This is a genomic window from Rhodococcus sp. YH3-3, assembly GCF_001653035.1.
In the GTDB taxonomy this organism is placed as follows: Bacteria; Actinomycetota; Actinomycetes; order Mycobacteriales; family Mycobacteriaceae; genus Rhodococcus_F; species Rhodococcus_F qingshengii.
Genome location: NZ_BCWH01000003.1, coordinates 407,084 through 427,169 on the forward strand (window position 1 = coordinate 407,084; position 20,086 = coordinate 427,169).

The window sequence follows — 20,086 nt, forward strand, 5'->3', positions numbered from 1 at the left end:
AAATAAGCGATACGAGATTGAGCTGTGGGATATGTCTGGTCACATGTTGGCCGACATCAGCCACATGGCACGGGACCGCGAGTTCACACTTGAACGCAATGAAGCTGAGACGCTTCAGTTTTCACTGGATCTAAACGAGTTCCAAGCATTTGCGCGTTCGATCAACACTCACCCGCGCAATCTCATTCAGGTCTATCAAACCGATGTGAAGGTCAAGCGCGACGGTCAGTACTTGTTCGGAACACAAATCGTCGATATGCCAGTCACTCTCGGCGAAGAGTCCAGCACCATCGCTGTGACCTGCAAGGGCTACCTCAACCTGTTTAAGGATCGGTACATCACGAAGAACTACGTAGCTACTGATGCCGCGATGATTGCCCGCGACATGATCACCTACGTCCAAAGCCTTCCGTACGGCAACGTCGGGGTGTTGATGCTGCCGTTTCCATACCTCACCAGCAAGTTCCGTGACCGCACCTACAGCCTGTCGAATGTGAAGACGAGCCTTCAAAACCTCACTGAACTGATCGATGGTCGCTTCGATTTCGCCTTCACCTGGGACAAGAAGTTTCAGACCTACGAGCGTCTGGGCGCTGTACGCGCTGATCTACCACTGACCTACGGGGGAGTGGGAAGCAACATCAAGTCTGTCGTCGTTCCCAGAAGTGGCACTAGCCTGTTTAACCGTGTGATCGGGCTGGGATCAGGATTCGGTGACGACCAGCTGAGAAGCACGAAAGACGATGTTCAAAGTCAGATGGCCTACTACCTCCGTGAGGACATCAAGCAATTCAACAGCGTGGAGATCCAGACGACCCTCGATCAGAACACGTCGGCTGCCCTCGCGCTCGAGAAAGACATCCTGGAGATACCTGAGGTCGTCGTCACGAGCGCAGTCTTCGAAGGGAAACCGTTCGTATCAATCGGAGACCGGTTCCCTCTTGCGATCCTCGGTCATCCGCTGCTCGATGACATTGCCGGCCAATACCAGGTAGAGCAACTCACTGTGAGACTCGATGAGAACGACTTCGAGCAGATCACCCTTAAGTTCGACAACTACAGGGAGCTGGCATGAGTCGCATAGATCGACTTCCAGAGAACATCCTGTACGAGAAGATCACTCGACTCGACGCCGATGTCACCGAGTTCAAGAATCGTCAGTTCGTGAGCGGTAAGTCAGGTGTACTCGGATACCTTAGTCAGACAACGAACACGTGGGACTACGCGCAGACCGTCAATTCCGGCAGTACGAGCCACACCATCCTTCTCGATTTTCTGCTGCTCTACACGGGCGACGGATCGCAGGATTACCCGATGATCAACCCGTTCATTGATGTGTTCTGCGGATCGCCAGTCGAAGCAAACCGACTTAGGCCCGGAAAGTCCACCTACGTCAACGGGGCGAACTCTGTCTACATGATGCGTTGGATGGCCAGAGACAAGGAATCGACGGGGAGGCCCTTGCTAACCGATCCACTCAAGCTTCAGTGGGTCACTGGGTTTGCCGTGACTGGAAGCGTTCCGTTCTACGTCAAGTTCTACGCGAGCGGAACGAGTGCTGGCACAACACAACTGACAGCGAGGATTTCGTAGATGAGCCGTCTGGACTCTCTTCCAGACGAACGACTGAGCGCGACCCTCGACAAGGTATCCGCTACTCTCCACGACTTGAAGACCTCGGCTCAGATTGCCGGAAGTGCTTCTCTTCAAGGGGTTCCATTCGATTCGGGTGCAGCATACGACTGGTCAGGCAAGCTCAACCAAGATCCACAAGCGCCGTCCGGATACGGGGCACTGTCGCTTGAAGTGACGCTGACTGCGGCGAACATGGACAACCTCTTCGGGCAGCTCTACGCATATCTCTATGTCGGAACTTCGACCAACTGGTACCGACCTAGTAACTACATCTACGATGTCGGGCTGTTCAACCCGGCAATCAAGCCGTGGCTTTGCAACGTGACGGATGGATCTGTGCCCGTTGCGAATCGCAAGCAGAAGCGGTGGTTGGTCTATCTCAACGGCGACACAACGAAGACCGTCTACCTGAAGTTCTACGGCAACGTCAGCGACAGTGCGTCGATCTCGATACAGGTGTTGTCATGACGCGAATCGATCGACTTCCTGAGGAGTATCTGTTCACCCGGATCATCGACCTCGACCGGGAGTTTCAAGAGTTGCGAACCAGCGTGCAGTGGCTCGGCAGTTCGAGCGTTCGGAGCTACCCGATCTTCACGACGTCAACCTATGACATCGTGGTCTCGTCGGTCGGAACGGGCAACCGGATCATCGAGTTGACCTTCACGCCAGCTGATCGCAAGACCGATCGTATGGGGATGGTCTACAGCATGGCTTACACGAAAGTAATCAGCAATGATTCGGTCGGTGAGTTCGTCGAGTGGTTAAAACCTGTAAACGGAATACAGAAGATTCGTCTATATCTAAACGGGAGCGATTTCAGTCCGACAGTGACTGCTTCCTACAAGTTCTATCTCACCGCAAATGGGGCTGGTTCATTTACTGCAAGCTTAGTATGATAAAGAAAGAAGGGTATTAAAGGCATGGCGAAACTACTAATCAATCCAGCGGCAGGAGGAAACTCAGACTACTACGGGACATTCATCAACACGACGAACTTCTTTACAGGGAATGTCTTCAAGGGATTAAACGTCACACAGACGGCATCAGCGAGTATGGCTGTGGTCGTCAACCCAGGCAGCGGACTGATCCGGGAGGGTACGTTCCCAGGTCAGATCGGCTACCACGTTGCGATAGATACCGTTGGGGGAGAAACAGTTACGATCGCAACGGCCAATGTGAGCAATCCTCGAATCGATGCGATCGTCGGCTACATTGATAAGTCAGTGACAGTGCCAAGTGGAACGAACAACACCAACATCTACAAACTCGCTGCGGTGGCTGGAACTCCAGGTGTATCACCTGTCGCGCCGACAGATGCGCAGATCAAGGCCGCTATCGGGGCAGCGAATCCTTACGATACCTATGCAACGGTGCTAGTTGGTACCAGCGTATCGCAAGTTGCCACTTCGAATATTACCGACCGGAGGAACACTGCGATCGGTGGGATTGCAGCGAGTATTCCGGATTATTCAATACCCGTCACGTCGCTCGCGTCTGCAAGAGACGTGCTATATAACTCGACCGATACTTCGACATTCAGCGTGGCGACTCCTGGTTCCTTTGTTACATTTGGTCCGAATTTGACTTTTACGACGCCGCGAGACAAGACTGAGGTAGAGATAAAAGTATTTCTTCCGAAGGTTACCGTTGGTGGCACATTGCAAGCCGACTGGCGTCTCTATGACAGCACTGGTTCAGTCGAAATCCTAAGTACGACATCTACTACAACAAACATCGGGTCGGGGGCTTGGTTTCCGAACGGAATACGTTTAGAGACGACCTATCAATATGCTGTTGCTGGAACGTACACAATTAATGTTCAGCAGAATGCCAGTGGGGTTAACAATCCGAGCTATCAGTCCAGGAAGTTGTATCAAGTTAAGTTGAATCGCTTCTACAGCTGATTATCCTAGGATTAGAGCTTGAATGAATGACCAAGAAAAGATTAACCGACTTGTCACCGATGTAGCTGTCATTAAGACAGTAATTAAGCATTCAGACGAACGGCACGCCGAGATGGTCGAGAACGACCGTCGGATTATTGAGCGCCTAGACAGCCTGGCGGTCGTCAAGACTGAGGACTTCACTGCGTATAAGAAACAAGTGGAGGATACGTATGTCCCGCGCACGGAGTTGGCAGGCCTGCTCAAAGCGTGGAGCATCGCAACCAATTGGATTACCAGGGTGCTCGTGCTCAGCCTGGTCGGCCTGGCTCTTTGGGGAGCAGTTCAGAGCCAGGACATGACGGAGATAATCAGGATAGATAGGAGGTGACATGGCTAGATTCTTAACGCCAGTTTCGGATCGGATCACGCAACAGTTCGGCGAGAACCCCGACTACTACAGGTCGCTTGGGCAACTGGGTCATACGGGCATTGATTACGGATGCTCTCTAGGAACTGCTGTACGGGCGACTGGCGACGGAAGAGTTAGTTTCGCAGGACCAGGAGCAAATCATGGTGGGTTCCTGTCAGTAGCCGGAAACGCGATTCTTCTCGACCACGGCGACATTTACAGCGCTTACTCACACCTGAGTCGGTTCGCAGTGAGCCAGGGTCAGCAAGTGAGTCAAGGACAGGTAATCGGATACTCGGGAAACACCGGCCAAGTCACAGGTCCTCACCTACATTTCGAATTCTGGGGTAAGCCGACGAACTGGCAGAACGGATGGTCTGGCCGTTTGAATCCAAACAACTATTTAAGTTCCGCAATAGCGGGAGGAGGTGAAGTTATGAACTATGACGATGGAGTAGCACTGTATCGAACTGGATTGCACCGCGAACCTGAAAATGATTCAGCAGCGCGAAGTATGGTGGGGATGACGCCGCGATCTGCCATGGATAACTTCCGAGGCAGTGAGGAGTGGTTGAATCAAAATCACAAGATCGTGTACTTCGATCAAGTCAACGCTCAGCTGCAGGAAGCGAACGCAAGAATCGCTCAACTAATTCAACGACCGGATGTCTCTCCAGAGCTGACTGCCCAACTGGAAAAACTTCGAGATGAGAATGAAATTGCGTTGGAGAAAAACAGTGAACTTGAAAAACGGAAGATGGAACTCGAAAGCGTGCAGCGCGCAGACAAAGAAGCAGGCGAATCGCTCCTACGCAGGCTTGGGCAGTTCGTCAGCAAATACATACCAGGATTGAAATAAGGAGGTGAACATGAACCATACATACGATCAACCAACATCAGCCCCAACATCGAAAGTAGCAGCAGCCGGAATCGGTGGATCTGTCGCAATCGTACTCATCTGGCTTGCCGGACAGTTCGGTGTCGAACTCAGTGCGGAGGTTGCATCTGCAATCACAGCGATCGTCGCGTTTGCGGCTGGATACTTCAAACGAAGCAGCACTAATTAGCTCTCAAAAGCATTTTGCGTCGCGCCTGACACGTGTTGTCAGGCGCTTTTGATATGTAAGTCCTGCGAGTTGCGCGGCGTCTCCTGCAAGCTCTGATACGCTCGGACTCACTGAATAAGTCTGTTGTTCAATTCCTAAGGGGGAACCAAAGTGGCTGAACGCATCATCAAGCAACTGATCGATGATCTCGATGGGAAGGATATTCAGGATGGCTTCGGTCAGAAGGTCGAATTCTCCTACCAGGGAACCGATTACACGATCGACCTGCGTGACTCGAATGTGGACAAGCTGGAGAAGGCACTCAAGCCTTACATCGAAGCTGCACAGAAGGTCGGCGTAGCCCGCAAGACCCGCAAGGGAAGCGGAACACCCAATGCCGCAAGTGGTTCCGGTCGTTCAAAGGAACAGCTTCAGGCGATTCGTGACTGGGCTGTGAAGAATGGCTTCGAGGTTGCACCCCGTGGGCGTATCAAGGCTGAAGTGATCGACGCCTTCGACGCAGCACACTAGCGTCTCTGCACCACTTCTCCGCCGCTATATGTGGTGGCATCAGACTCCCCTGGCTGAAATCTGGTTGGGGGAGTCTTTTTGTCTGCTCACCCCTGTTAATCCGTGGAGGATCGGCGGGGTAGGGGAGTGCTACTGGAGTTTGTCACCCCTGGAGAACGCCTTTCAGCGTGACGGGTAGGGGAGTGCCGGAGTGAGCGTGATTGTCGTGGGCACTCAGTATGGTGTGTGGATGCCAACTTATGGAGTCTGGAAGTCGAGTCGATACTTCATGATCACTGATCTCGATCCTGCGAAAGAGTCTGACTCGTTGTCCGAGCTTGAGTCATTTGCCCTGCAGCGCAACTGGTATGCACCAGCTCCGGCATTGATCGCCCGACGGAACGGTAGCGCCTGGGTTCCACTTGACTGGGTACGTAAGGATGGACGCGACCCGCTCACACCGGACCAGCCGATCAAGTACCAGGAAGTGCGCGAAGGTAAGCGAGCGTGGGCGAAACATCTTGGTAAGCGGCCTACTGATCTCACGCAGGCATAGCCAAGAAAGACCGAACCCCAGCAACGAAACTGTCTGCTGGGGTTCGGTCGTAGATCGACGTGATGGGGCGTCACCTGATGTCCGTGAAGTCTCTCAAGGTGTCTCGGATTCGGATGAAGTCGTGGTTCGCGAGTGAATCGACTTCACCAGTGATTGCCTGGATGCGTGCGCGAGTCGGAGAGTCGAGATAGTTGTTCGGATCAATCTCATCTCCCATCATGCGGCGCGCTTCGTGTGCGATTTCTCGACACTCGATCATGACGGACTCGGCGTGCATCTCCAGTCGTTCCGCTGCCTCGACCATGGCTTGCAGGTCATTGATTCGATCGGCGTCACCCACGGGTCTCCTCCTGAATCTTCCGGAGCTCTTGGAAGACCCGAACATCCTCCAGCCAGGCCGCCCTGTCTTTGTCGCGTTCAACGCGGTGCTCAAGTTCCTGTTTGAACCACTCGACGAGATCGACTTCGTTTGGGGAGGCAGTACCCGCTTCGATCTTCTCGCAGCACTCCTTGATTACATCCATGATCGGGCGTCCGCCCTCGTTGGTGAAGTTGACGAAGTAGGTCAAGATGGAGTCGTTGATCTGCTGCCATTCAGTGCGCTGTTCATCCATGATGATCATCCCATCCTCAAGGCTCGTAGTGGCTGAAGAACATTCGTGGTCGAAGCAGTTCTGAGTTCGTTCAAGTTGTAGGAGACCTGGAACAATCGCAGAAGTGATTCAGTGCCGTATTGCTCGATCGCTTGACGATGTTTCTCGGCTTCGAAGATCAGCTCTTCGCTGACTCGTGTGATCGTCTGTCCAAGTTTTCTCATCGCAAATGCCTGATCGATGAGGTTGTCGAGGATCTGGACGGGCGGAAGATCTGTCATCACTGCTCCAATCGGCAGGTCGGTCATGGTGAGTGCTGGACGGCTTGGCTGATGCGGAACTGAATGTGCTCCAGGTAGGCGTTCAGGCTGACTAGCATGATCATCGCGAGTGCGGGATTCTCTTCGCGTAGATCGTCTACAGCACTTGCCATCTCGTGCGCATCTTCGACCAGCTTCTCAATCGTGGTAACTGCTTCAGCTTGCAGCGTCATCTTTGATCTCCCGGTTCTGATCGTCGGGCACGTCGTATGTTGAAGTGCCAATGGGTTTGTGCGACTGCTGCGTTGGCATAGTTGGTCTACGACGCTGAACTTCCGCAGCATCGATGGACTCGATACTCCTTCCGTACTTCTGCTCCGAGATTTGGAAGGCGCGTTGGCCGTGCCCGTAGCCGATCGCTTCGGGATAGGTGTGCATCGTGAACGGCCTACTCGTGCCCTCTTTGGTGTTGATTCGGGCAAGGGCGTCGAACGCTTTCAGGTTGACGATCTGTTCTGCAGTGATCGTGCGGTCTGCGAAGTCACGTTGATGGATCTGTGCGCTCTTCGGGCTGGACTGGAAGATAATCTTCGAACGGGCATTCGCTGCAATCGCGTCTTGAGTTGAGGTCGGGAGGCGTTCAACGTACTGAGTTGCTAGGACTAGTCCGAGCTTCTTACGACGGGCGGTGGCAAGCATGTCCTCGAAGTCCGAGTTCAGTCTGCTGAAGTACTGGAACTCATCGATGAACATCAGGTTGAGCTTCTCAGGGGCTGATGCACTTGCAGCTCGCCACAGCGCCGACACGATGAAGCTGCCGATCAACGATGCGACCTGTTCCGATACTCCTGCGAAGTTCACGAACAACAGACGGTTGTTGTTGATCACGTCGAACGGATCGAACGACGACGTTTCTTGAGTAACCAAGTATCGCGACTCGGCAGGCGTCAAGATCTCCCAGAGTCGGTTTTCGAGCGCCTGACTGTCCTTCTCTCGTGTTTCCTTGCTCTTGCCGAGCCAGTCGGTGAGGAACTGCTTGATCGGGCGATCTTTCTGCTTGCCGGCCACATCGCGTGCCCATGCGAGTTCGACTGGGTTACGCGGGTTCGCCATGACCAGGACGTCTGCGAGGGTCGCGTTGGGGACGACTTCGAGTGCGGGAATGATGTGGCTGATCAGTTTTCGTGTGTAGACGCTCTTGTTGTCGGGGTAGATCGCTTCGAGCAAGGTAGTGAGCTGTCCTGCAACTAGACTCGGCGAACCGAGCTTGATGATGTTCAACCCCACCGGGAACTGGTTTCGAGTGAAGTCGATAACGATCACATCATCGAGTCGGTGTGCGGGAACCTGGTTGAGCCCTTTGTTGAGCAGGTTGCCCTCGTACTCGAACACGAAAGCCCCATAGCCCTTGTCGATCGTCTGTCTCAAGAGTCGTTCAGCAAGCGTTGTCTTACCGACTTCAGTTGCCCCACCGATGTACAGGTGAGTGAGCGCTTTCTCCCAGTCCAGTGCGATCGGGCGTTCTACTCCGGGCATCGTGCTGCGACCAAGCACCAGCCCACTTCGAGGAACCCCGTTTGTCGGTGGGCGGTGTTGTGTTGTCCCTCTGACCAACCCTGGAATGTCAGGCACACGAGAACCCATGGGCCAGGCGATGACTCCGCTCAGCTCCTTGGTCGAAAGTTCAGCAGTCATGATCAACGGGGTGCGGGCAAACTCAATTTGATCCGACAGCTTCACCGGATCGACAGGTTTCGTCTTGAAGTAAGCTGCACCCGATTCGCTGGTCAGCGCAGTCACGACATCGTTCACGAGACGCATCGCTCGCTTCTGGTTGGCGGCCTTTGCAGCGATACGCCCCGTTGCCAGGAACATTTGATCAGACTGCTTCGCCCGACGATCACCGATCTCTTCAGGACTAGCAATGGTCTTGCCCATCAAGGCCTGCCAGATGGTGGTGTTGGCACTTGAGACGTTCTCTGTCCCGTGAGCGATTCGTTTCGCGTTGGAGTGGCAGATCACCCACTGCAGTATCAGTTCGTCGCCGTCTTCCACAGCGTCTTGCATCGAACCGAGAAGCCGAGCGCTGTAATCAGATTCGCTCGCCAAGGCCAGAGTTCTTGCCCCGTTGTGCATCTTGATCGAGACGCCGTAGTCGTACTTGTAAGCAACCTTGTCGTCGTACTCCTGGTATCCGATGCCGTCTACCGAAGTTCGCAGCATCTTCATGAGGTACTGCCCTTTCCCCTTCGGAAAACGGATGATGTGCTGAATCCCGTTGGGGGAGACGACAACCTCGAAGACGATGGTCGGTGTGCCATCGAAGGCGTGAGAGCCGGGGAGAAGTGACGTGCCGATCGAGCGGAGAAACGCAGTGACACGTTCTTCCGGAAGCTCAGGCTGGAAGGTGAGGATGAACGAGTCACGCGAAGTGTCGTACGCGCGTTGATGTTTCGAGAAGAAGCCCATCAGGAATCGCCCCTCTCAAGGGGATCTGGTGGGTACAAGACTGGGAGTAGACGTTCGATCATTGTCTACTCCCAGCTTGACACACTCTTGATAATTCGTCACTTGACGAAAGTGACGGCTAGAGACGCAGGTAGAACTTTGCGGCTCGCCATGCGATGACCGAGACGGCGATCGCGATGACCACGGTGATGATCAGGGGAGCTGCTGCTTGGATGACCGGCACCGCGATCGAAAGAGCGATCGCGATGCCGATCATCGACGCGGCAACGGAGGGAAGGCGTTTGATCATGAGTCGTACCTCCTTCGAAAGTACTGGTCGATGATCTCTGCCTCATTGGCGTAGGTTGCGGCTCGCTCCTCGACCTTCTGGACGTACTCGTTGACTGCGCGTCTCTTCAGGCGCTTGTCGAAGAAGGCGAGGGCGAGGAGTACCAGCCAGATCGGGATTCCTAGGTGTACGAGGCACGGACGTTAGTTACGCGATGCCGGCGGTAAGCGGCAGGCGGTCGTCCTCCGCGTGTTGAATGCGGTCGGTGGTAATTATAGTGAACATTCCAGATTTCGACGGCAGTGCGCCGCTCGGCTTCGCTGGTGTACTCGCGGGAGTACAGCAGTTCTTCGGCGAGGATACGGTTGTAGCGTTCGACCTTCCCGTTATGTTTCGGGGTGTACGGCTTGATGCGGTAGTGCCGCGTTTCTCGCAGTGAAGATGTGAAATCTGCTGCCCTGTAGCATGATCCGTTGTCCGTGATCACGCGCTCGATACGGGTGATGCCGTGGGCGGCGAAGAAGAATCGGGCGTTGTTCATGAAATCGATGGCTGTTGCTGCGGTTTCGTTGTCGCGGGCCTCGGTGTACGCCAGGCGGGTGTTGCCGTCGATCGCGGAATGCAGGTAGGTGTAACCGACACGGGCCTGCTTGTTCTTCGTTTTCCGGCGTTGGGATCGTTTGGCCTTGTCGGAGCCGCGGCCGTGGGCACGCCACCCGCCGCCGTCCGGGATCTTCCCGACTTTCTTGACGTCGACGTGGACCATCTGACCAGGTCGCTTGGCGGCGATGACCTGGGGTTTTCGGTTGGTTTCGCCGTTCGGGTCGATGAACCGGCGACGGTGCAATCCCAGGTTCCGCAGGATTTTCGTGACTGTTCGACGAGCAATGACGATGCCGTCGGTACGCAGTTCGAACGTGATGCGCGAGGCCGACCATTTCCGGGTCCGGCGCATCGCTTCGATCTCGGCCACGACCTCCGTTGCTGTGGCAGTCGGGTGATGTTTCGGTGCGCTGGACCGGTCCTGAATTCCCAGGTCACCGTATTTGCGATACCGGTTGACCCACTTGGAGGCGCATTGGCGGGAGATACCCATTTCGGCGGCTACGTGGGCGATCGGACGACTCTGGCACCGCTCGATCAGGCGGCGTCTTCCTTCAACAGTAAGTGGGGCATTACGGTGTGTCACAGGGCTGGTCCTTTTTGGTCGAGAACGGTTGTGTCGCAACTCCCATTCTTACGCCGAGGACCAGCCCGTCCCCTTCAGTCCCGCGTCAGCAACGTCCATACCCACAACACCTAGGATGAACAGAAATGCAAGTGCGCTTAACAGCTCCATGATTTACCCTTCGGGGCTTCAGTATCTTCCGATGTTCATTCGGCGACTCTCGGTTGAGTGGATCTGAATCGAGAGTTACGCGGCAGATGCCACCTGAGACGTGAAGTAAAGTCGCCACACTTACGGGGACAGGCAGCGTCTCCTGTCCCCGTAAGTGGTCCTGCGACCTAATGGCGATATTTCATCGCGTTCGGAGTGCGGAGTACGTACTCATCAAGTGCGCGATTCATAGCGATCATGCTGCGTACGTACTCCATGCGATCGGCGTCTTGATCGAGCAGACGGCGATCGTGGACTGAGAGTGGCGCGGGTTGAACTGTGGTTTCGCGCCGACTATCAGGTTGAGACTTGTTGCGCTGGAAGGCCCACCAGAACATGCCAGCAAACCAGACTGCGATGACTGCCGCTGCAATGATCATTTCCATGGTCACTGCCCCATCATGCGTCGGCGCTGGCGCTCGGTGACGTTTGACGCGAATGCCGTCACGAAACCGTGAACAATGGCATTGCCAACCTCGTCATTGCCTACTCGTGCACGTCCGGCCTCGGAAATATTGAGAGCCCAGTGCAAGTTGTCCGTGCTGGCCATGTACTCGAAGGCGTTAGCTTCTTGTTCCAGTGCCACCCGAAGTGCGTACTGTTCCAACAGCCCGCTCGGTGATGTGGTGCTGACTTCGGTCGGTGTCCCGTTGTACTCACCGCGAGTAAGTTGCTTCTTCACTTGAATCTCCTTGTGGGAGTTGAGGCACCGCCACAAGTGGCGCGGTGCGAAGCGGTTGGAAGCGACGTTCAAACCGCCTGTATCGAACTGCGGTTGAAGGCGCTTCCTGTGTGGAGTTTTCAATCTGCGTCGATCCGTTGGCTTGCGATCTGGAATGAACGTAACAGCTGTGAAGTTCGTCGTCAACGAGAAAGTTCAGCATCGAACGGCAAATCTGACACGCGGCATATAGCTTGCGCCGACAAGTGACGTACGCTACGGGCATGACTGATCGCTCAGACGTTCCTCGGGATGCTGCAATGACTGCAAGCGCACGAACCAAGCGTCGGCGGACGCGGAACTTCATCCTTGACGCGCTTGGTGAGCAGAGGTGGGATGACCGCAAGATGTTTACCGTGATCAATGTGGCGAAGGCGGCAGGCATCAGCACTCCGACCTTCTATAGCTACTTCCACGGGCTTGACGAAGCTGTGAGGGCCTACTTGCTTCGCCTTATTGCTCCGAGTGAAGTGGTCCACGAAGAGCCGCCGCAGGAATTTCATGAATCCTGGCAAAGGTTGAGAGTGATGTCCGCGGACGCGATTTCACTACTGACAACGTCGGATGCTGCGCCTAGTGCATTTGATCAATCCATCGAAAGTCATCGCGTACCAGACGATTTGGAGTTTTCCGCACCCAATGTTCTCAGGGATCGGCTGTTCTACGCCATTCTGATCGGCTATCGGGTTAGTGTCGAACTAGATGTTCGGTTTCCGTTGGCGCGCGTAGACGTGACTGCCGGACTCTTCGTGAAAGAGGCAATCGATGTTGTAGAGCGATACCTGAATTCGGTTCTAGACAACGAAGATCAAGTAGCAATCAACTACCACGTATACGGCGCAATCTATGCCCGCCGCATCTTGAACTTTACTGACGAAGAGGATGGTTGGGCCACTGCTAGGAAGGCCGCTGATGCTCTCACTGAGTACCTGACCGCTAAGTACCCTACGCCTTCCATTCAATCTGAATCAGTTCAGGATCAAACCTCCACTTAGACTTGTACTTTGGGTACTTGTAACCCGACACGCGAGGGAGGGGGTGGACAGAGATCCGATCAATGAGTAGAAACAACAGTGAACGCTGCCATTCAAGTGTCTCGTTCTCCCACCGTTCACGGAGGTCGCCGCTTACGTCTGTCGTGTTGACTGCCTCGCTCACTAACTCGGCATCAATTTGCTTGGTGATGAGCGCTAAGTCGTTGTCTGCCTGCGTCTTTGCGCGTTCGAACTGCTCGCGTGTGAGAAGTTTGTTGACGTAGTAGTCATCCGTGATCTCGTTGATTGACGATTCTAAGGCTCGCTGTTGGTCGTTCAGTGTCTTCAACGTGTCTGCGCTCGTCTTGTGTTTGTGGAGTGTCGTAGCGAGCTCGGGTGAGTTGAGACGGAACATAATTGAGTCCACAACCAGGTCGATGATCGGCTCGACCATTCGCGAAACCTTCCCGCATCCGTGCTGGCGACCCGTTTGGTTGTCAGTCTTTCCACACGCGGCCGTGGTCTTGTACGACCCGTCTCTTTGCTGCTTGCTTTTGTGGAACATCTTCTCGCCACAGGCCCCGCAGATGAGGAACCCTTTCAATAGATGCTTGCGCGCCCGTCCGGGATGAGGTGACTTCCTTCGGCTGATGTCGATCGCAAGCTTGAGGTTCGCCCACTCGTCTGGGCTGAGGATTGCAGGTGACTGGGCGGGATACTCGACACCCTTGTGCAGCACGATCCCTGCATTGATCGGTCGGATCAAGACGTTGCGAACCTTGAGTGAGTTCCAGTCCTTGCCGTGGGTTGTTCGGATTCCTCGTTGATTCAAGCTGACTGCAATCGACCACCATGACCGCCCGACGACGAACCTCTCGTACATGTCACGGATGATGGCGGCCTCGCTCTCGCGGATAGCTTTGCGCTGAGGCTCGAAGCCGAAGGGGCGTTGCCCTCCGAGGTACTTGCCATCCTTGGCGGCTTGCAACTTGGCGGTCTGCTGGCGCTCGATCATGTGTTCGACTTCGTACCGGGCCGCCGCACCGATGATCCGGGCGTTGAAACGGCCTGAGGGTGTGGACAGGTCAATGTGGCCGGCAAGAACGGTGTGGGTCGTCACACGATGGATCTCGGATACGTCGACATATTCCTCGAGTTCGACGGGAGATCTCTGCAAGCGGTCCTGGTGGTATGCCAGAACCGTCCCGACAGCGCCTGTCCTCATCAGCTCCAGCAACTGTTTGTAGCCGGGCCTGGGCTTTCCGGAGTACGCGCTGATGTCGTTGTCTACGAGTACGTGCTGAACCGAGAGGCCGAGGCGATCGGCCATTACGCGGCAGTCTGATTGCTGGCGTTCGACTCCAGCGCTTTTGCCTGTTTTATCGCTACTGATTCGGCAGTAGATTGCCGCGAAGGTGTTGGGAGAGTTGGTAATTCGGTCTTGCATCTGTACCCCTTATTGTATCAACGTGTGGGGCATTTCACAATCTTTCGACGAATGTGCCGAGATCGGGGTGAAGGTGCTCGAAGCGCTACGCACACCACTCGAAGACGGGGAAGTGCGAATCGCCCGGCGGGACGGAGTTGCTCGGTACCCGGCGCGGTTCCAGCTGATCCTGGCCGCGAATCCGTGCCCATGCGCGCCGCCGCGAGACGCGGACTGCGTCTGCGCACCCGCGGCGCGTCGCCGTTACCTGGGGAAATTGTCTGGCCCGTTGTTGGACCGAGTCGACATCAGGGTCCGGATGCAGGCGGTAGCAACCGGAGCGCTGATCGACGAAGTGGGGGAAAGCACCAGCGATGTTCGTGCGCGCGTGGCGGCAGCTCGAGACACTGCAGCCCAGCGGTGGAGTGAGTACGGGTGGCGGACCAACGCGGAGGTGCCAGGGCCGGCGTTGAGACAGAAGTTCAGACTCTCGCGTGCAGCGCTGGCGCCGGTGGAACGGGCGCTGCGTAAAGGTGTCATCACTGCTCGTGGGGCGGACCGAGCGTTGCGGGTTGCCTGGAGTGTCGCCGATCTGGCAGGTGAGGCGATGCCCGGACCAGACCAAGTTGTCACCGCACTCGACTTCCGAGACAGGGGATTCCAATGACTGCGCACGATCCGCGACTACTCGCTTGGGCATATCTGTCCCGCGTCGTGCAGGGCCCAAGCGCGTATATGTCCATGTTGATCGACGAGCTCGGGGTCGAAGAAACTGCGAGGGCGGTCCGCAACGGCGATCTGCCACCCGCGATCGAGGAGAAGACACGAGCCCGCGCTCACATCGACACAGCCCAACGAGACCTCGACCTGATGGAGGCGATGGGTGGCAGGCTCGTAACACCGAACTGCGCCGATTGGCCGGCGTGGCGAATGCTTTCCTTCGACGGACTCGATGCCTCCGGGGGTGAGACGGCGCCATTTGTGTTGTGGGTGTTGGGGTCCGGGGATTTGGTTGATCTGACCGAGAGGTCGGTTGGGATTGTCGGCACGCGAGCATCTACTGCGTACGGCGAACACGTGACGGCAGAGATTGCCGGTGACCTGGCTGTCGACGGATGGACCGTGATTTCCGGGGCGGCCTTCGGTATCGACGGGGCCGCGCACCGCGCTGCATTGGGCGTAGGTGGAACCACACTGGCTGTCTTGGCCTGTGGCGTGGATCGAGCGTATCCGTCAGGGCATGCGCGACTACTCAAACAGATAGCGAGTTCGGGTGCAGTGATAAGTGAATATCCACCGGGCACAACACCTGCAAAGTTCCGGTTTCTGGCAAGGAATCGACTGGTAGCTGCGTTGTCGGACGGAGTAGTGGTGGTCGAGGCGGGTTGGCGCAGTGGTGCACGCAATACCGCCAATTGGGCTCGGAAGTTAGGCCGTCCCGTGATGGCGGTGCCCGGACCGGTTACCTCGGCATCGTCGACCGGATGTCACCGGATGATCCGCGAAGGTGAAGCGCAACTCGTTTCCAATGCCGTGGATGTAGTCGAAGCGTCAGGCCCATTTGGTGTCGGGGATTCCGCGGAGGATGCGGCCGCGACGCGTGACATCGACGCATTGCGAGGCAATTCTCGATTGGTATACGAAGCATTGCCGGGAACGGGGTCTCGCAGTACGCGTGAGTTGTCCGAGGAATCGGGATTGCTCATAGCTCAGGTTCGTGCCACTCTTCCTCTGCTCGAACTGGAGGGATTTGCAAGTTCTGATTCCAGTGGTTGGTTTCGGACGCGGTAGTACGTGAACTACTTCTGCGCCCGTCAGACCATGCGTGGCGATGCTCACTAATCGTTTGTGAAGACCGTGAATCGTCAATACCCGCAGCGCATCGAAAATGGCACGTCAGGGCTATCTTTCACGAATTTGCTCGACTGTGTGCAATGTAATTCTCGATGCTTTCGCCGACCCGACCTGCAAGTTCGACGGGTCTCAGGAAAGCCTCAGGTCAATGTGCGTGGAAGTCCGATTAGTCTGGATCACGATGACGGCGGGCATTGATTGACACCCGGCATCCGAGGGATGAATGTGCAGAATTTTCAGGGTCGTGTTCGGTCGAGGCAATGCCGCTAACCCGCTGCTAATTCGGACCATTGAGTCTGTTCGGAAACGGTGAAGGCTTTCGAACTTCTTTTGTTCATCAACGCTCTATCTGTGTATTGTGAAGGAGAATTGAATCGATCATTGAAAGAGGAGTGCAATGGCTGAGAAGCTGATTCGGCAACTCATCGACGACCTTGATGGTAAGCCGATTGACGATGGATTCGGTGATCGAATTGAGTTCTCTTACCAGGGAACGGATTACGTGATCGATCTGCGCGCCACCAATGCAGAGAAGTTCGACGCTGCGGTGAAGCCGTTCGTGGAGGCTGCTGCGAAGGTGAGCGGGAAGCGCGGCAAGAAGGCTCAGGCTGCATCTCCGCAGGCCACATCAGGTTCCGGACGCTCCAAGGAGACGCTCCAGGCCATCCGTGACTGGGCAGGTAAGAACGGTTACGAAGTTGCTCCGCGTGGGCGTATCAAAGCGGAAATCATCGACGCTTTCGACGCTGCACACTAGATTGAATTAAATACACCTCTGGCTCTCGGCGAACTCGCCGGGAGCCAGAGGTGTATTTTACTGTTGCTTTGCCGAGTTCTCGGACAGCTTTGTCCGACAGGTCGTCCGTGTGAAGCTGATCAGATAATTCGTCTAAACAGCACCGAATTTACCCAGCAGATTGGTCGGTTTCTTTCGCTCTGCACAAAGGTCGACAGAGCGCTATGTGGAGTCGCCGGCGAGGTATTTCGCCCTCGTGCTGCAATTGTCGTGTACATTAGTTAGGTAACACTAACTTTCGGAAGGATCTTTCTGTGGCCAAGCCGACAACTGCATTGACGGTTCTGCGGACCGAACAATTGACCCCCCATATGGTACGAGTGTTTCTCGGGGGACCAGGCTTCGAGTCGTTCACTCCCAGCGAATACAGCGATTCCTATGTAAAGATCGAATTCGGCACTCCTGATCAGCCGACACTGCGCACCTACACGATTCGTTCGTACGATCTTGATGCCAAAGAGATTGCAATCGATTTTGTCGTCCACGGCGACATGGGTGTCGCAGGTCCGTGGGCCGCGTCAGTTCAGCCGGGCGCTGAGATTACTCTGCGGGGACCCGGTGGCGCGTTTTCGCCGTCACCAACCGCTGATTGGTATCTCTTCGTCGGAGACGAGACCGCAATACCCGCTATTTCCGCGTCGATAGCGCGATTGGCGCCGAATGCGGTCGGCTACGCCGTCGTCGAGGTCGGGGGACCGGAAGACGAAATCGCGCTCGATGCCCCAGAAGGTATTGCCGTGACCTGGCTGCATCGCGGGGCATCGTCCGACGCGGTCGGCGAAGAATTGGCGGGCGACAACGCTCCGGTTGTCGCCGCGGTCAAGGCGCTCGAGTGGTTGCCGGGCGAACCGCACGTGTTCATTCACGGTGAAGCGCAAGCCGTCATGCACAACCTCCGGCCGTACATTCGCAAGGAACGAAATGTCCCGGCGTCGGCTGCTTCTATTTCCGGCTATTGGCGTCGTGGTCGCACCGAAGAGGGCTTCCGGGTCTGGAAGTCCGAACTCGCTGCGGCCGAAAACTAACTCGCGGCGGCCGTGCCGCGAGTCAGCAACACGAGCGCAACGGCCGCGAGAACTCCGAAGGTGGGAATTGCGATTGCCATCGGAACTGCCGTGTCTTCTCCCGCAATTCCCACCAACGGCGAAACCAGCGCCGCCAAGCCGAACTGGCCCGCTCCCATCAGCGCTGAACCGGTCCCGGCCGCGTTGGTGACCTCTCCTTGGGCGAGAGCGGTCGCATTGCCCATGATGAACCCGATGCTCGAAATTGCCACGAACAGTGGGACCAAGATCAACCAGGTATTCGTGGAACTGAAAACCACGCTGGTGCAGAACAATACGGCGCCGCCCATGAGGAGTAGGCACACCCCGAAACGCAGCAGCGTGCGTGCTCCGACGCGACCGAGCAGGCGAGTGGTGATCATCGCTGCCGTGACCATTCCGGTGGCGTTCACTGCGAACGCGATCGAGAATTGTGACGGACTCAGCCCGAGAACGTTCTGAACGACGAACGGTGACGCGGAGATGTACGCGAACAAGGCGCCGAATCCGAAGACGAATGCGAGCGCATATCCGAGGTAGTGCCGATTGCGGACCACGTATCGCAGATTCGAGATCAGGGCCTTCAATCCGCCGCCGTGGCGTCGCTCGGGCGGAAGTGTCTCGGGAACGAGCAAAACGACACCAGCCACCATTACAGCGCCCGCGACCGCCAGGACCCAGAAGATCCCGCGCCACCCGACGGGGCCGAGAAGTGCGCCGCCGATCAGTGGCGCGACGACGGGAGCGATACCGCCGATGATCATCATGATGCTGAAGAGCTTCGCTGCGTCGTCGCCGCGCGCTCGGTCGGCAATACAAGCGCGGGCAAGAACGATGGCAGCGCCTCCACTCAAGCCCTGGACGAGTCGTGCACCGATGAGAAACTCGATGTTCGGCGCCACCGCGCATGCCGCGCCGCTCAGTGCCGTGATGATTGTCGCGGCCAGCAGTATTCGTCGCCTGCCAAGTCCGTCGGAGATCGGACCGATGATCAGCTGGCCGATTCCGAGGCCTGCCATGAAGGTGGTCAGCGTGAGCTGAACGCTGGCCGCAGTAGTGTCGAGTGCATCCGCCATCAACGGTAGGCCGGGCAGGTACATGTCGATGGACAGTGGAGCGATTGCGGAAATCAGTGCCAGTACGCACAACATCTTCAGAGGAATTGCTCGATTCACCGATCAACCCTATCGGCGAGGGAGCTTGCAGTTTCAATCGCGGCGAGCGAGCGTGTGTTCATGACTGACGCATTGCCGGCGAGCTTGAGCGTTCACCTCGATGCGTATGCCGAGCACCTCCGACTGAGCCGAGGCCGGTCGGAACACACGATCCGCGCCTACGTCGGTGACGCGCGGGCATTGCTGACCCATTTCTCCGCGGGTTCGGAGAATGCAGATCTCGACCGCCTCGACCTAAGTGTCATGCGTTCGTGGTTGGCCGCCCAGAATGCCGTAGGAACAGCCCGTACGACGGTAGCTCGACGGGCTTCTTCGGCGCGTGGGTTCACTGCGTGGCTCGCGCAGACCGGACGCATTTCCGTCGACCCGGGCACACGTCTGGCGGCTCCACCAGCTCGCCGGACGCTGCCGACGGTGCTGCGTCAGAGCCAGGCCCTCGACGCAATGGATGCGGCGGAAAGCGGTGCGCAGCAACAAGAGCCGCTCGCCCTGCGAGACCGACTCATCGTGGAATTGTTGTACTCCACCGGAATTCGCGTCGGCGAGTTGTGTGGACTGGACGTCGAGTCGGTCGATGCCGATCGACGATTGCTTCGTGTTCTCGGCAAGGGGAACAAGGAGCGGTCGGTGCCATACGGCCTGCCCGCAGAATCGGCACTGAACGGCTGGCTGGAGCACGGACGACCCGCGCTGTGTTCGGATCGATCCGGGCGAGCGTTGCTCCTCGGAGTTCGAGGCGGCCGGCTCGATCAGCGTCAGGCGCGTTCGGTGGTCCACGAAACCATGGCTGCAATTCCAGGGGCTCCCGACATGGGTCCGCACGGGCTTCGGCACTCGGCTGCGACACATTTGCTGGAGGGTGGTGCGGACCTTCGTGTGGTCCAAGAACTCCTCGGTCATGCGAGTTTGGCGACCACTCAGCTGTACACGCACGTGTCGGTCGAACGGCTTCGATCCGTCCACGATCAGGCCCATCCGCGCGCCTGATTTGTGGAGCGACGCGAGTTCTCGGCTGGTATTTGGTAGCGTCGCAGCTCAGAAGAGTGAACAATCGGCAAAGTTCGATCGTCGTGTCGAGACACTC

General features: G+C 56.4%; 26 protein-coding genes and 2 pseudogenes. 17 read left to right on the forward strand and 11 right to left on the reverse strand.

All coding sequences use genetic code 11. The features are described from left to right. Window positions 1-43: 43 nt before the first annotated feature. The 11 genes and pseudogenes from YH3_RS27130 to YH3_RS27170 all read left to right on the forward strand — a co-directional run bounded on the left by YH3_RS27130 (window position 44) and on the right by YH3_RS27170 (window position 6,045). Window positions 44-1,075, forward strand: a complete 1,032-nt coding sequence (locus YH3_RS27130) for a hypothetical protein (RefSeq protein WP_064444454.1) — start codon at window positions 44-46, stop codon at window positions 1,073-1,075. Then, window positions 1,072-1,593, forward strand: coding sequence for a hypothetical protein (locus YH3_RS27135; RefSeq protein ID WP_064444455.1), 522 nt, complete (start codon window positions 1,072-1,074; stop codon window positions 1,591-1,593). Before YH3_RS27130 ends, YH3_RS27135 begins: the two co-directional genes overlap by 4 nt. Then, window positions 1,594-2,103 (forward strand): hypothetical protein, encoded by a 510-nt coding sequence (locus YH3_RS27140; protein ID WP_064444456.1) that lies wholly within the window; start codon window positions 1,594-1,596, stop codon window positions 2,101-2,103. It abuts the gene before it with no gap. Next, on the forward strand, window positions 2,100-2,534 hold the full coding sequence (locus YH3_RS27145) for a hypothetical protein (RefSeq protein ID WP_064444457.1): 435 nt from the start codon (window positions 2,100-2,102) through the stop codon (window positions 2,532-2,534). The genes YH3_RS27140 and YH3_RS27145 overlap by 4 nt, the downstream gene beginning before the upstream one ends. 24 nt (window positions 2,535-2,558) lie before the next feature. Beyond that, window positions 2,559-3,542, forward strand: coding sequence for a hypothetical protein (locus tag YH3_RS35725; protein WP_154100368.1), 984 nt, complete (start codon window positions 2,559-2,561; stop codon window positions 3,540-3,542). 22 nt (window positions 3,543-3,564) lie between these two features. Then, window positions 3,565-3,912: a hypothetical protein gene (locus YH3_RS27150; protein WP_042951595.1), complete on the forward strand. Its 348-nt coding sequence runs from the start codon at window positions 3,565-3,567 to the stop codon at window positions 3,910-3,912. A gap of 1 nt (window position 3,913) precedes the next feature. Then, window positions 3,914-4,270: pseudogene (locus tag YH3_RS37425) on the forward strand (M23 family metallopeptidase); the annotation flags it as partial. A gap of 99 nt (window positions 4,271-4,369) precedes the next feature. Continuing rightward, on the forward strand, window positions 4,370-4,792 hold the full coding sequence (locus tag YH3_RS36895; protein ID WP_238592740.1) for a hypothetical protein: 423 nt from the start codon (window positions 4,370-4,372) through the stop codon (window positions 4,790-4,792). A 10-nt stretch (window positions 4,793-4,802) separates the two neighbouring features. Next, complete coding sequence (locus YH3_RS27160) at window positions 4,803-5,000, forward strand: hypothetical protein (RefSeq protein ID WP_064444459.1); 198 nt, start codon at window positions 4,803-4,805, stop codon at window positions 4,998-5,000. Window positions 5,001-5,150: 150 nt separating this feature from the next. Continuing rightward, complete coding sequence (locus YH3_RS27165; protein ID WP_064444460.1) at window positions 5,151-5,510, forward strand: Lsr2 family protein; 360 nt, start codon at window positions 5,151-5,153, stop codon at window positions 5,508-5,510. A 229-nt stretch (window positions 5,511-5,739) separates the two neighbouring features. Continuing rightward, entirely contained in the window at window positions 5,740-6,045 is a 306-nt protein-coding gene (locus tag YH3_RS27170) for a hypothetical protein (RefSeq protein ID WP_148209200.1), read from the forward strand. A 70-nt stretch (window positions 6,046-6,115) separates the two neighbouring features. Here YH3_RS27170 and YH3_RS27175 read toward each other — a convergent pair whose 3' ends face one another. From YH3_RS27175 to YH3_RS27210, 9 genes are all read right to left on the reverse strand, one after another. Next, window positions 6,116-6,385 carry a hypothetical protein gene (locus YH3_RS27175; protein ID WP_064444461.1) on the reverse strand — a complete coding sequence of 90 codons (270 nt, stop codon included), beginning with the start codon at window positions 6,383-6,385 and terminating at the stop codon, window positions 6,116-6,118. After that, window positions 6,378-6,668 carry a hypothetical protein gene (locus tag YH3_RS27180; protein WP_064444462.1) on the reverse strand — a complete coding sequence of 97 codons (291 nt, stop codon included), beginning with the start codon at window positions 6,666-6,668 and terminating at the stop codon, window positions 6,378-6,380. The genes YH3_RS27175 and YH3_RS27180 overlap by 8 nt, the downstream gene beginning before the upstream one ends. Further along, window positions 6,665-6,919, reverse strand: a complete 255-nt coding sequence (locus YH3_RS27185) for a hypothetical protein (protein WP_154100369.1) — start codon at window positions 6,917-6,919, stop codon at window positions 6,665-6,667. The genes YH3_RS27180 and YH3_RS27185 overlap by 4 nt, the downstream gene beginning before the upstream one ends. Window positions 6,920-6,942: 23 nt before the next feature. Next, the gene (locus YH3_RS27190; RefSeq protein ID WP_064444464.1) at window positions 6,943-7,131 is read right to left on the reverse strand and encodes a hypothetical protein; all 189 of its coding nucleotides are present in this window, start codon (window positions 7,129-7,131) and stop codon (window positions 6,943-6,945) included. Further along, on the reverse strand, window positions 7,115-9,367 hold the full coding sequence (locus YH3_RS27195; RefSeq protein WP_064444465.1) for a type IV secretory system conjugative DNA transfer family protein: 2,253 nt from the start codon (window positions 9,365-9,367) through the stop codon (window positions 7,115-7,117). The genes YH3_RS27190 and YH3_RS27195 overlap by 17 nt, the downstream gene beginning before the upstream one ends. 118 nt (window positions 9,368-9,485) lie before the next feature. Then, on the reverse strand, window positions 9,486-9,656 hold the full coding sequence (locus YH3_RS36270) for a hypothetical protein (RefSeq protein ID WP_193777207.1): 171 nt from the start codon (window positions 9,654-9,656) through the stop codon (window positions 9,486-9,488). Window positions 9,657-9,816: 160 nt separating this feature from the next. Continuing rightward, window positions 9,817-10,824 carry an IS481 family transposase gene (locus tag YH3_RS27200; RefSeq protein WP_154100370.1) on the reverse strand — a complete coding sequence of 336 codons (1,008 nt, stop codon included), beginning with the start codon at window positions 10,822-10,824 and terminating at the stop codon, window positions 9,817-9,819. Between the two features lie 317 nt (window positions 10,825-11,141). Next, a complete protein-coding gene (locus YH3_RS27205; RefSeq protein ID WP_154100371.1) occupies window positions 11,142-11,405 on the reverse strand; it encodes a hypothetical protein in 264 nt (87 codons plus the stop codon). Beyond that, entirely contained in the window at window positions 11,402-11,695 is a 294-nt protein-coding gene (locus tag YH3_RS27210; protein ID WP_154100372.1) for a hypothetical protein, read from the reverse strand. Before YH3_RS27210 ends, YH3_RS27205 begins: the two co-directional genes overlap by 4 nt. 263 nt (window positions 11,696-11,958) lie before the next feature. Between YH3_RS27210 and YH3_RS35175 the strand changes: the two genes are divergently transcribed. Then, window positions 11,959-12,729, forward strand: coding sequence for a TetR/AcrR family transcriptional regulator (locus YH3_RS35175; protein WP_154100373.1), 771 nt, complete (start codon window positions 11,959-11,961; stop codon window positions 12,727-12,729). Here the strand turns inward: YH3_RS35175 and YH3_RS27215 are convergent. Beyond that, window positions 12,680-14,155, reverse strand: coding sequence for a recombinase family protein (locus YH3_RS27215; RefSeq protein ID WP_082920691.1), 1,476 nt, complete (start codon window positions 14,153-14,155; stop codon window positions 12,680-12,682). The two genes, YH3_RS35175 and YH3_RS27215, sit on opposite strands and share 50 nt — an antisense overlap. Window positions 14,156-14,201: 46 nt before the next feature. Between YH3_RS27215 and YH3_RS27220 the strand changes: the two are divergent. From YH3_RS27220 to YH3_RS27235, 4 genes and pseudogenes are all read left to right on the forward strand, one after another. Continuing rightward, a pseudogene (locus YH3_RS27220) lies at window positions 14,202-14,801 on the forward strand (ATP-binding protein); the annotation flags it as partial. Next, window positions 14,798-15,925, forward strand: a complete 1,128-nt coding sequence (gene dprA / locus YH3_RS27225) for a DNA-processing protein DprA (protein WP_007734867.1) — start codon at window positions 14,798-14,800, stop codon at window positions 15,923-15,925. The pseudogene YH3_RS27220 and the gene dprA, both read left to right, overlap by 4 nt. A 460-nt stretch (window positions 15,926-16,385) precedes the next feature. Further along, window positions 16,386-16,745 carry an Lsr2 family protein gene (locus YH3_RS27230; RefSeq protein ID WP_003942721.1) on the forward strand — a complete coding sequence of 120 codons (360 nt, stop codon included), beginning with the start codon at window positions 16,386-16,388 and terminating at the stop codon, window positions 16,743-16,745. 293 nt (window positions 16,746-17,038) lie between these two features. Beyond that, complete coding sequence (locus YH3_RS27235; RefSeq protein WP_007734868.1) at window positions 17,039-17,809, forward strand: siderophore-interacting protein; 771 nt, start codon at window positions 17,039-17,041, stop codon at window positions 17,807-17,809. On the opposite strand, the gene YH3_RS27240 is transcribed toward YH3_RS27235, so the two are convergent. Continuing rightward, on the reverse strand, window positions 17,806-18,978 hold the full coding sequence (locus YH3_RS27240; protein WP_007734871.1) for a multidrug effflux MFS transporter: 1,173 nt from the start codon (window positions 18,976-18,978) through the stop codon (window positions 17,806-17,808). The genes YH3_RS27235 and YH3_RS27240 overlap by 4 nt on opposite strands. Window positions 18,979-19,062: 84 nt before the next feature. Here YH3_RS27240 and YH3_RS27245 point away from each other — a divergent pair, with 84 nt between their 5' ends. Further along, the gene (locus tag YH3_RS27245; protein WP_003942767.1) at window positions 19,063-19,989 is read left to right on the forward strand and encodes a tyrosine recombinase XerC; all 927 of its coding nucleotides are present in this window, start codon (window positions 19,063-19,065) and stop codon (window positions 19,987-19,989) included. Window positions 19,990-20,086: the final 97 nt, after the last annotated feature.

Coding starts and splice junctions, on each gene's coding strand:
- dprA (WP_007734867.1), top strand. CDS start 14,798: ATGACTGCGCACGATCCGCGACTACTCGCTTGGGCATATCTGTCCCGC.
- YH3_RS27150 (WP_042951595.1), top strand. CDS start 3,565: ATGAATGACCAAGAAAAGATTAACCGACTTGTCACCGATGTAGCTGTC.
- YH3_RS27170 (WP_148209200.1), top strand. CDS start 5,740: ATGCCAACTTATGGAGTCTGGAAGTCGAGTCGATACTTCATGATCACT.
- YH3_RS27135 (WP_064444455.1), top strand. CDS start 1,072: ATGAGTCGCATAGATCGACTTCCAGAGAACATCCTGTACGAGAAGATC.
- YH3_RS27195 (WP_064444465.1), bottom strand. CDS start 9,367: ATGGGCTTCTTCTCGAAACATCAACGCGCGTACGACACTTCGCGTGAC.
- YH3_RS27140 (WP_064444456.1), top strand. CDS start 1,594: ATGAGCCGTCTGGACTCTCTTCCAGACGAACGACTGAGCGCGACCCTC.
- YH3_RS36895 (WP_238592740.1), top strand. CDS start 4,370: ATGAACTATGACGATGGAGTAGCACTGTATCGAACTGGATTGCACCGC.
- YH3_RS27185 (WP_154100369.1), bottom strand. CDS start 6,919: ATGACAGATCTTCCGCCCGTCCAGATCCTCGACAACCTCATCGATCAG.
- YH3_RS27215 (WP_082920691.1), bottom strand. CDS start 14,155: ATGCAAGACCGAATTACCAACTCTCCCAACACCTTCGCGGCAATCTAC.
- YH3_RS36270 (WP_193777207.1), bottom strand. CDS start 9,656: ATGATCAAACGCCTTCCCTCCGTTGCCGCGTCGATGATCGGCATCGCG.
- YH3_RS27230 (WP_003942721.1), top strand. CDS start 16,386: ATGGCTGAGAAGCTGATTCGGCAACTCATCGACGACCTTGATGGTAAG.
- YH3_RS35725 (WP_154100368.1), top strand. CDS start 2,559: ATGGCGAAACTACTAATCAATCCAGCGGCAGGAGGAAACTCAGACTAC.
- YH3_RS27160 (WP_064444459.1), top strand. CDS start 4,803: ATGAACCATACATACGATCAACCAACATCAGCCCCAACATCGAAAGTA.
- YH3_RS27145 (WP_064444457.1), top strand. CDS start 2,100: ATGACGCGAATCGATCGACTTCCTGAGGAGTATCTGTTCACCCGGATC.
- YH3_RS27190 (WP_064444464.1), bottom strand. CDS start 7,131: ATGACGCTGCAAGCTGAAGCAGTTACCACGATTGAGAAGCTGGTCGAA.
- YH3_RS27240 (WP_007734871.1), bottom strand. CDS start 18,978: ATGTTGTGCGTACTGGCACTGATTTCCGCAATCGCTCCACTGTCCATC.
- YH3_RS27130 (WP_064444454.1), top strand. CDS start 44: ATGTTGGCCGACATCAGCCACATGGCACGGGACCGCGAGTTCACACTT.
- YH3_RS27245 (WP_003942767.1), top strand. CDS start 19,063: ATGACTGACGCATTGCCGGCGAGCTTGAGCGTTCACCTCGATGCGTAT.
- YH3_RS35175 (WP_154100373.1), top strand. CDS start 11,959: ATGACTGATCGCTCAGACGTTCCTCGGGATGCTGCAATGACTGCAAGC.
- YH3_RS27180 (WP_064444462.1), bottom strand. CDS start 6,668: ATGATCATCATGGATGAACAGCGCACTGAATGGCAGCAGATCAACGAC.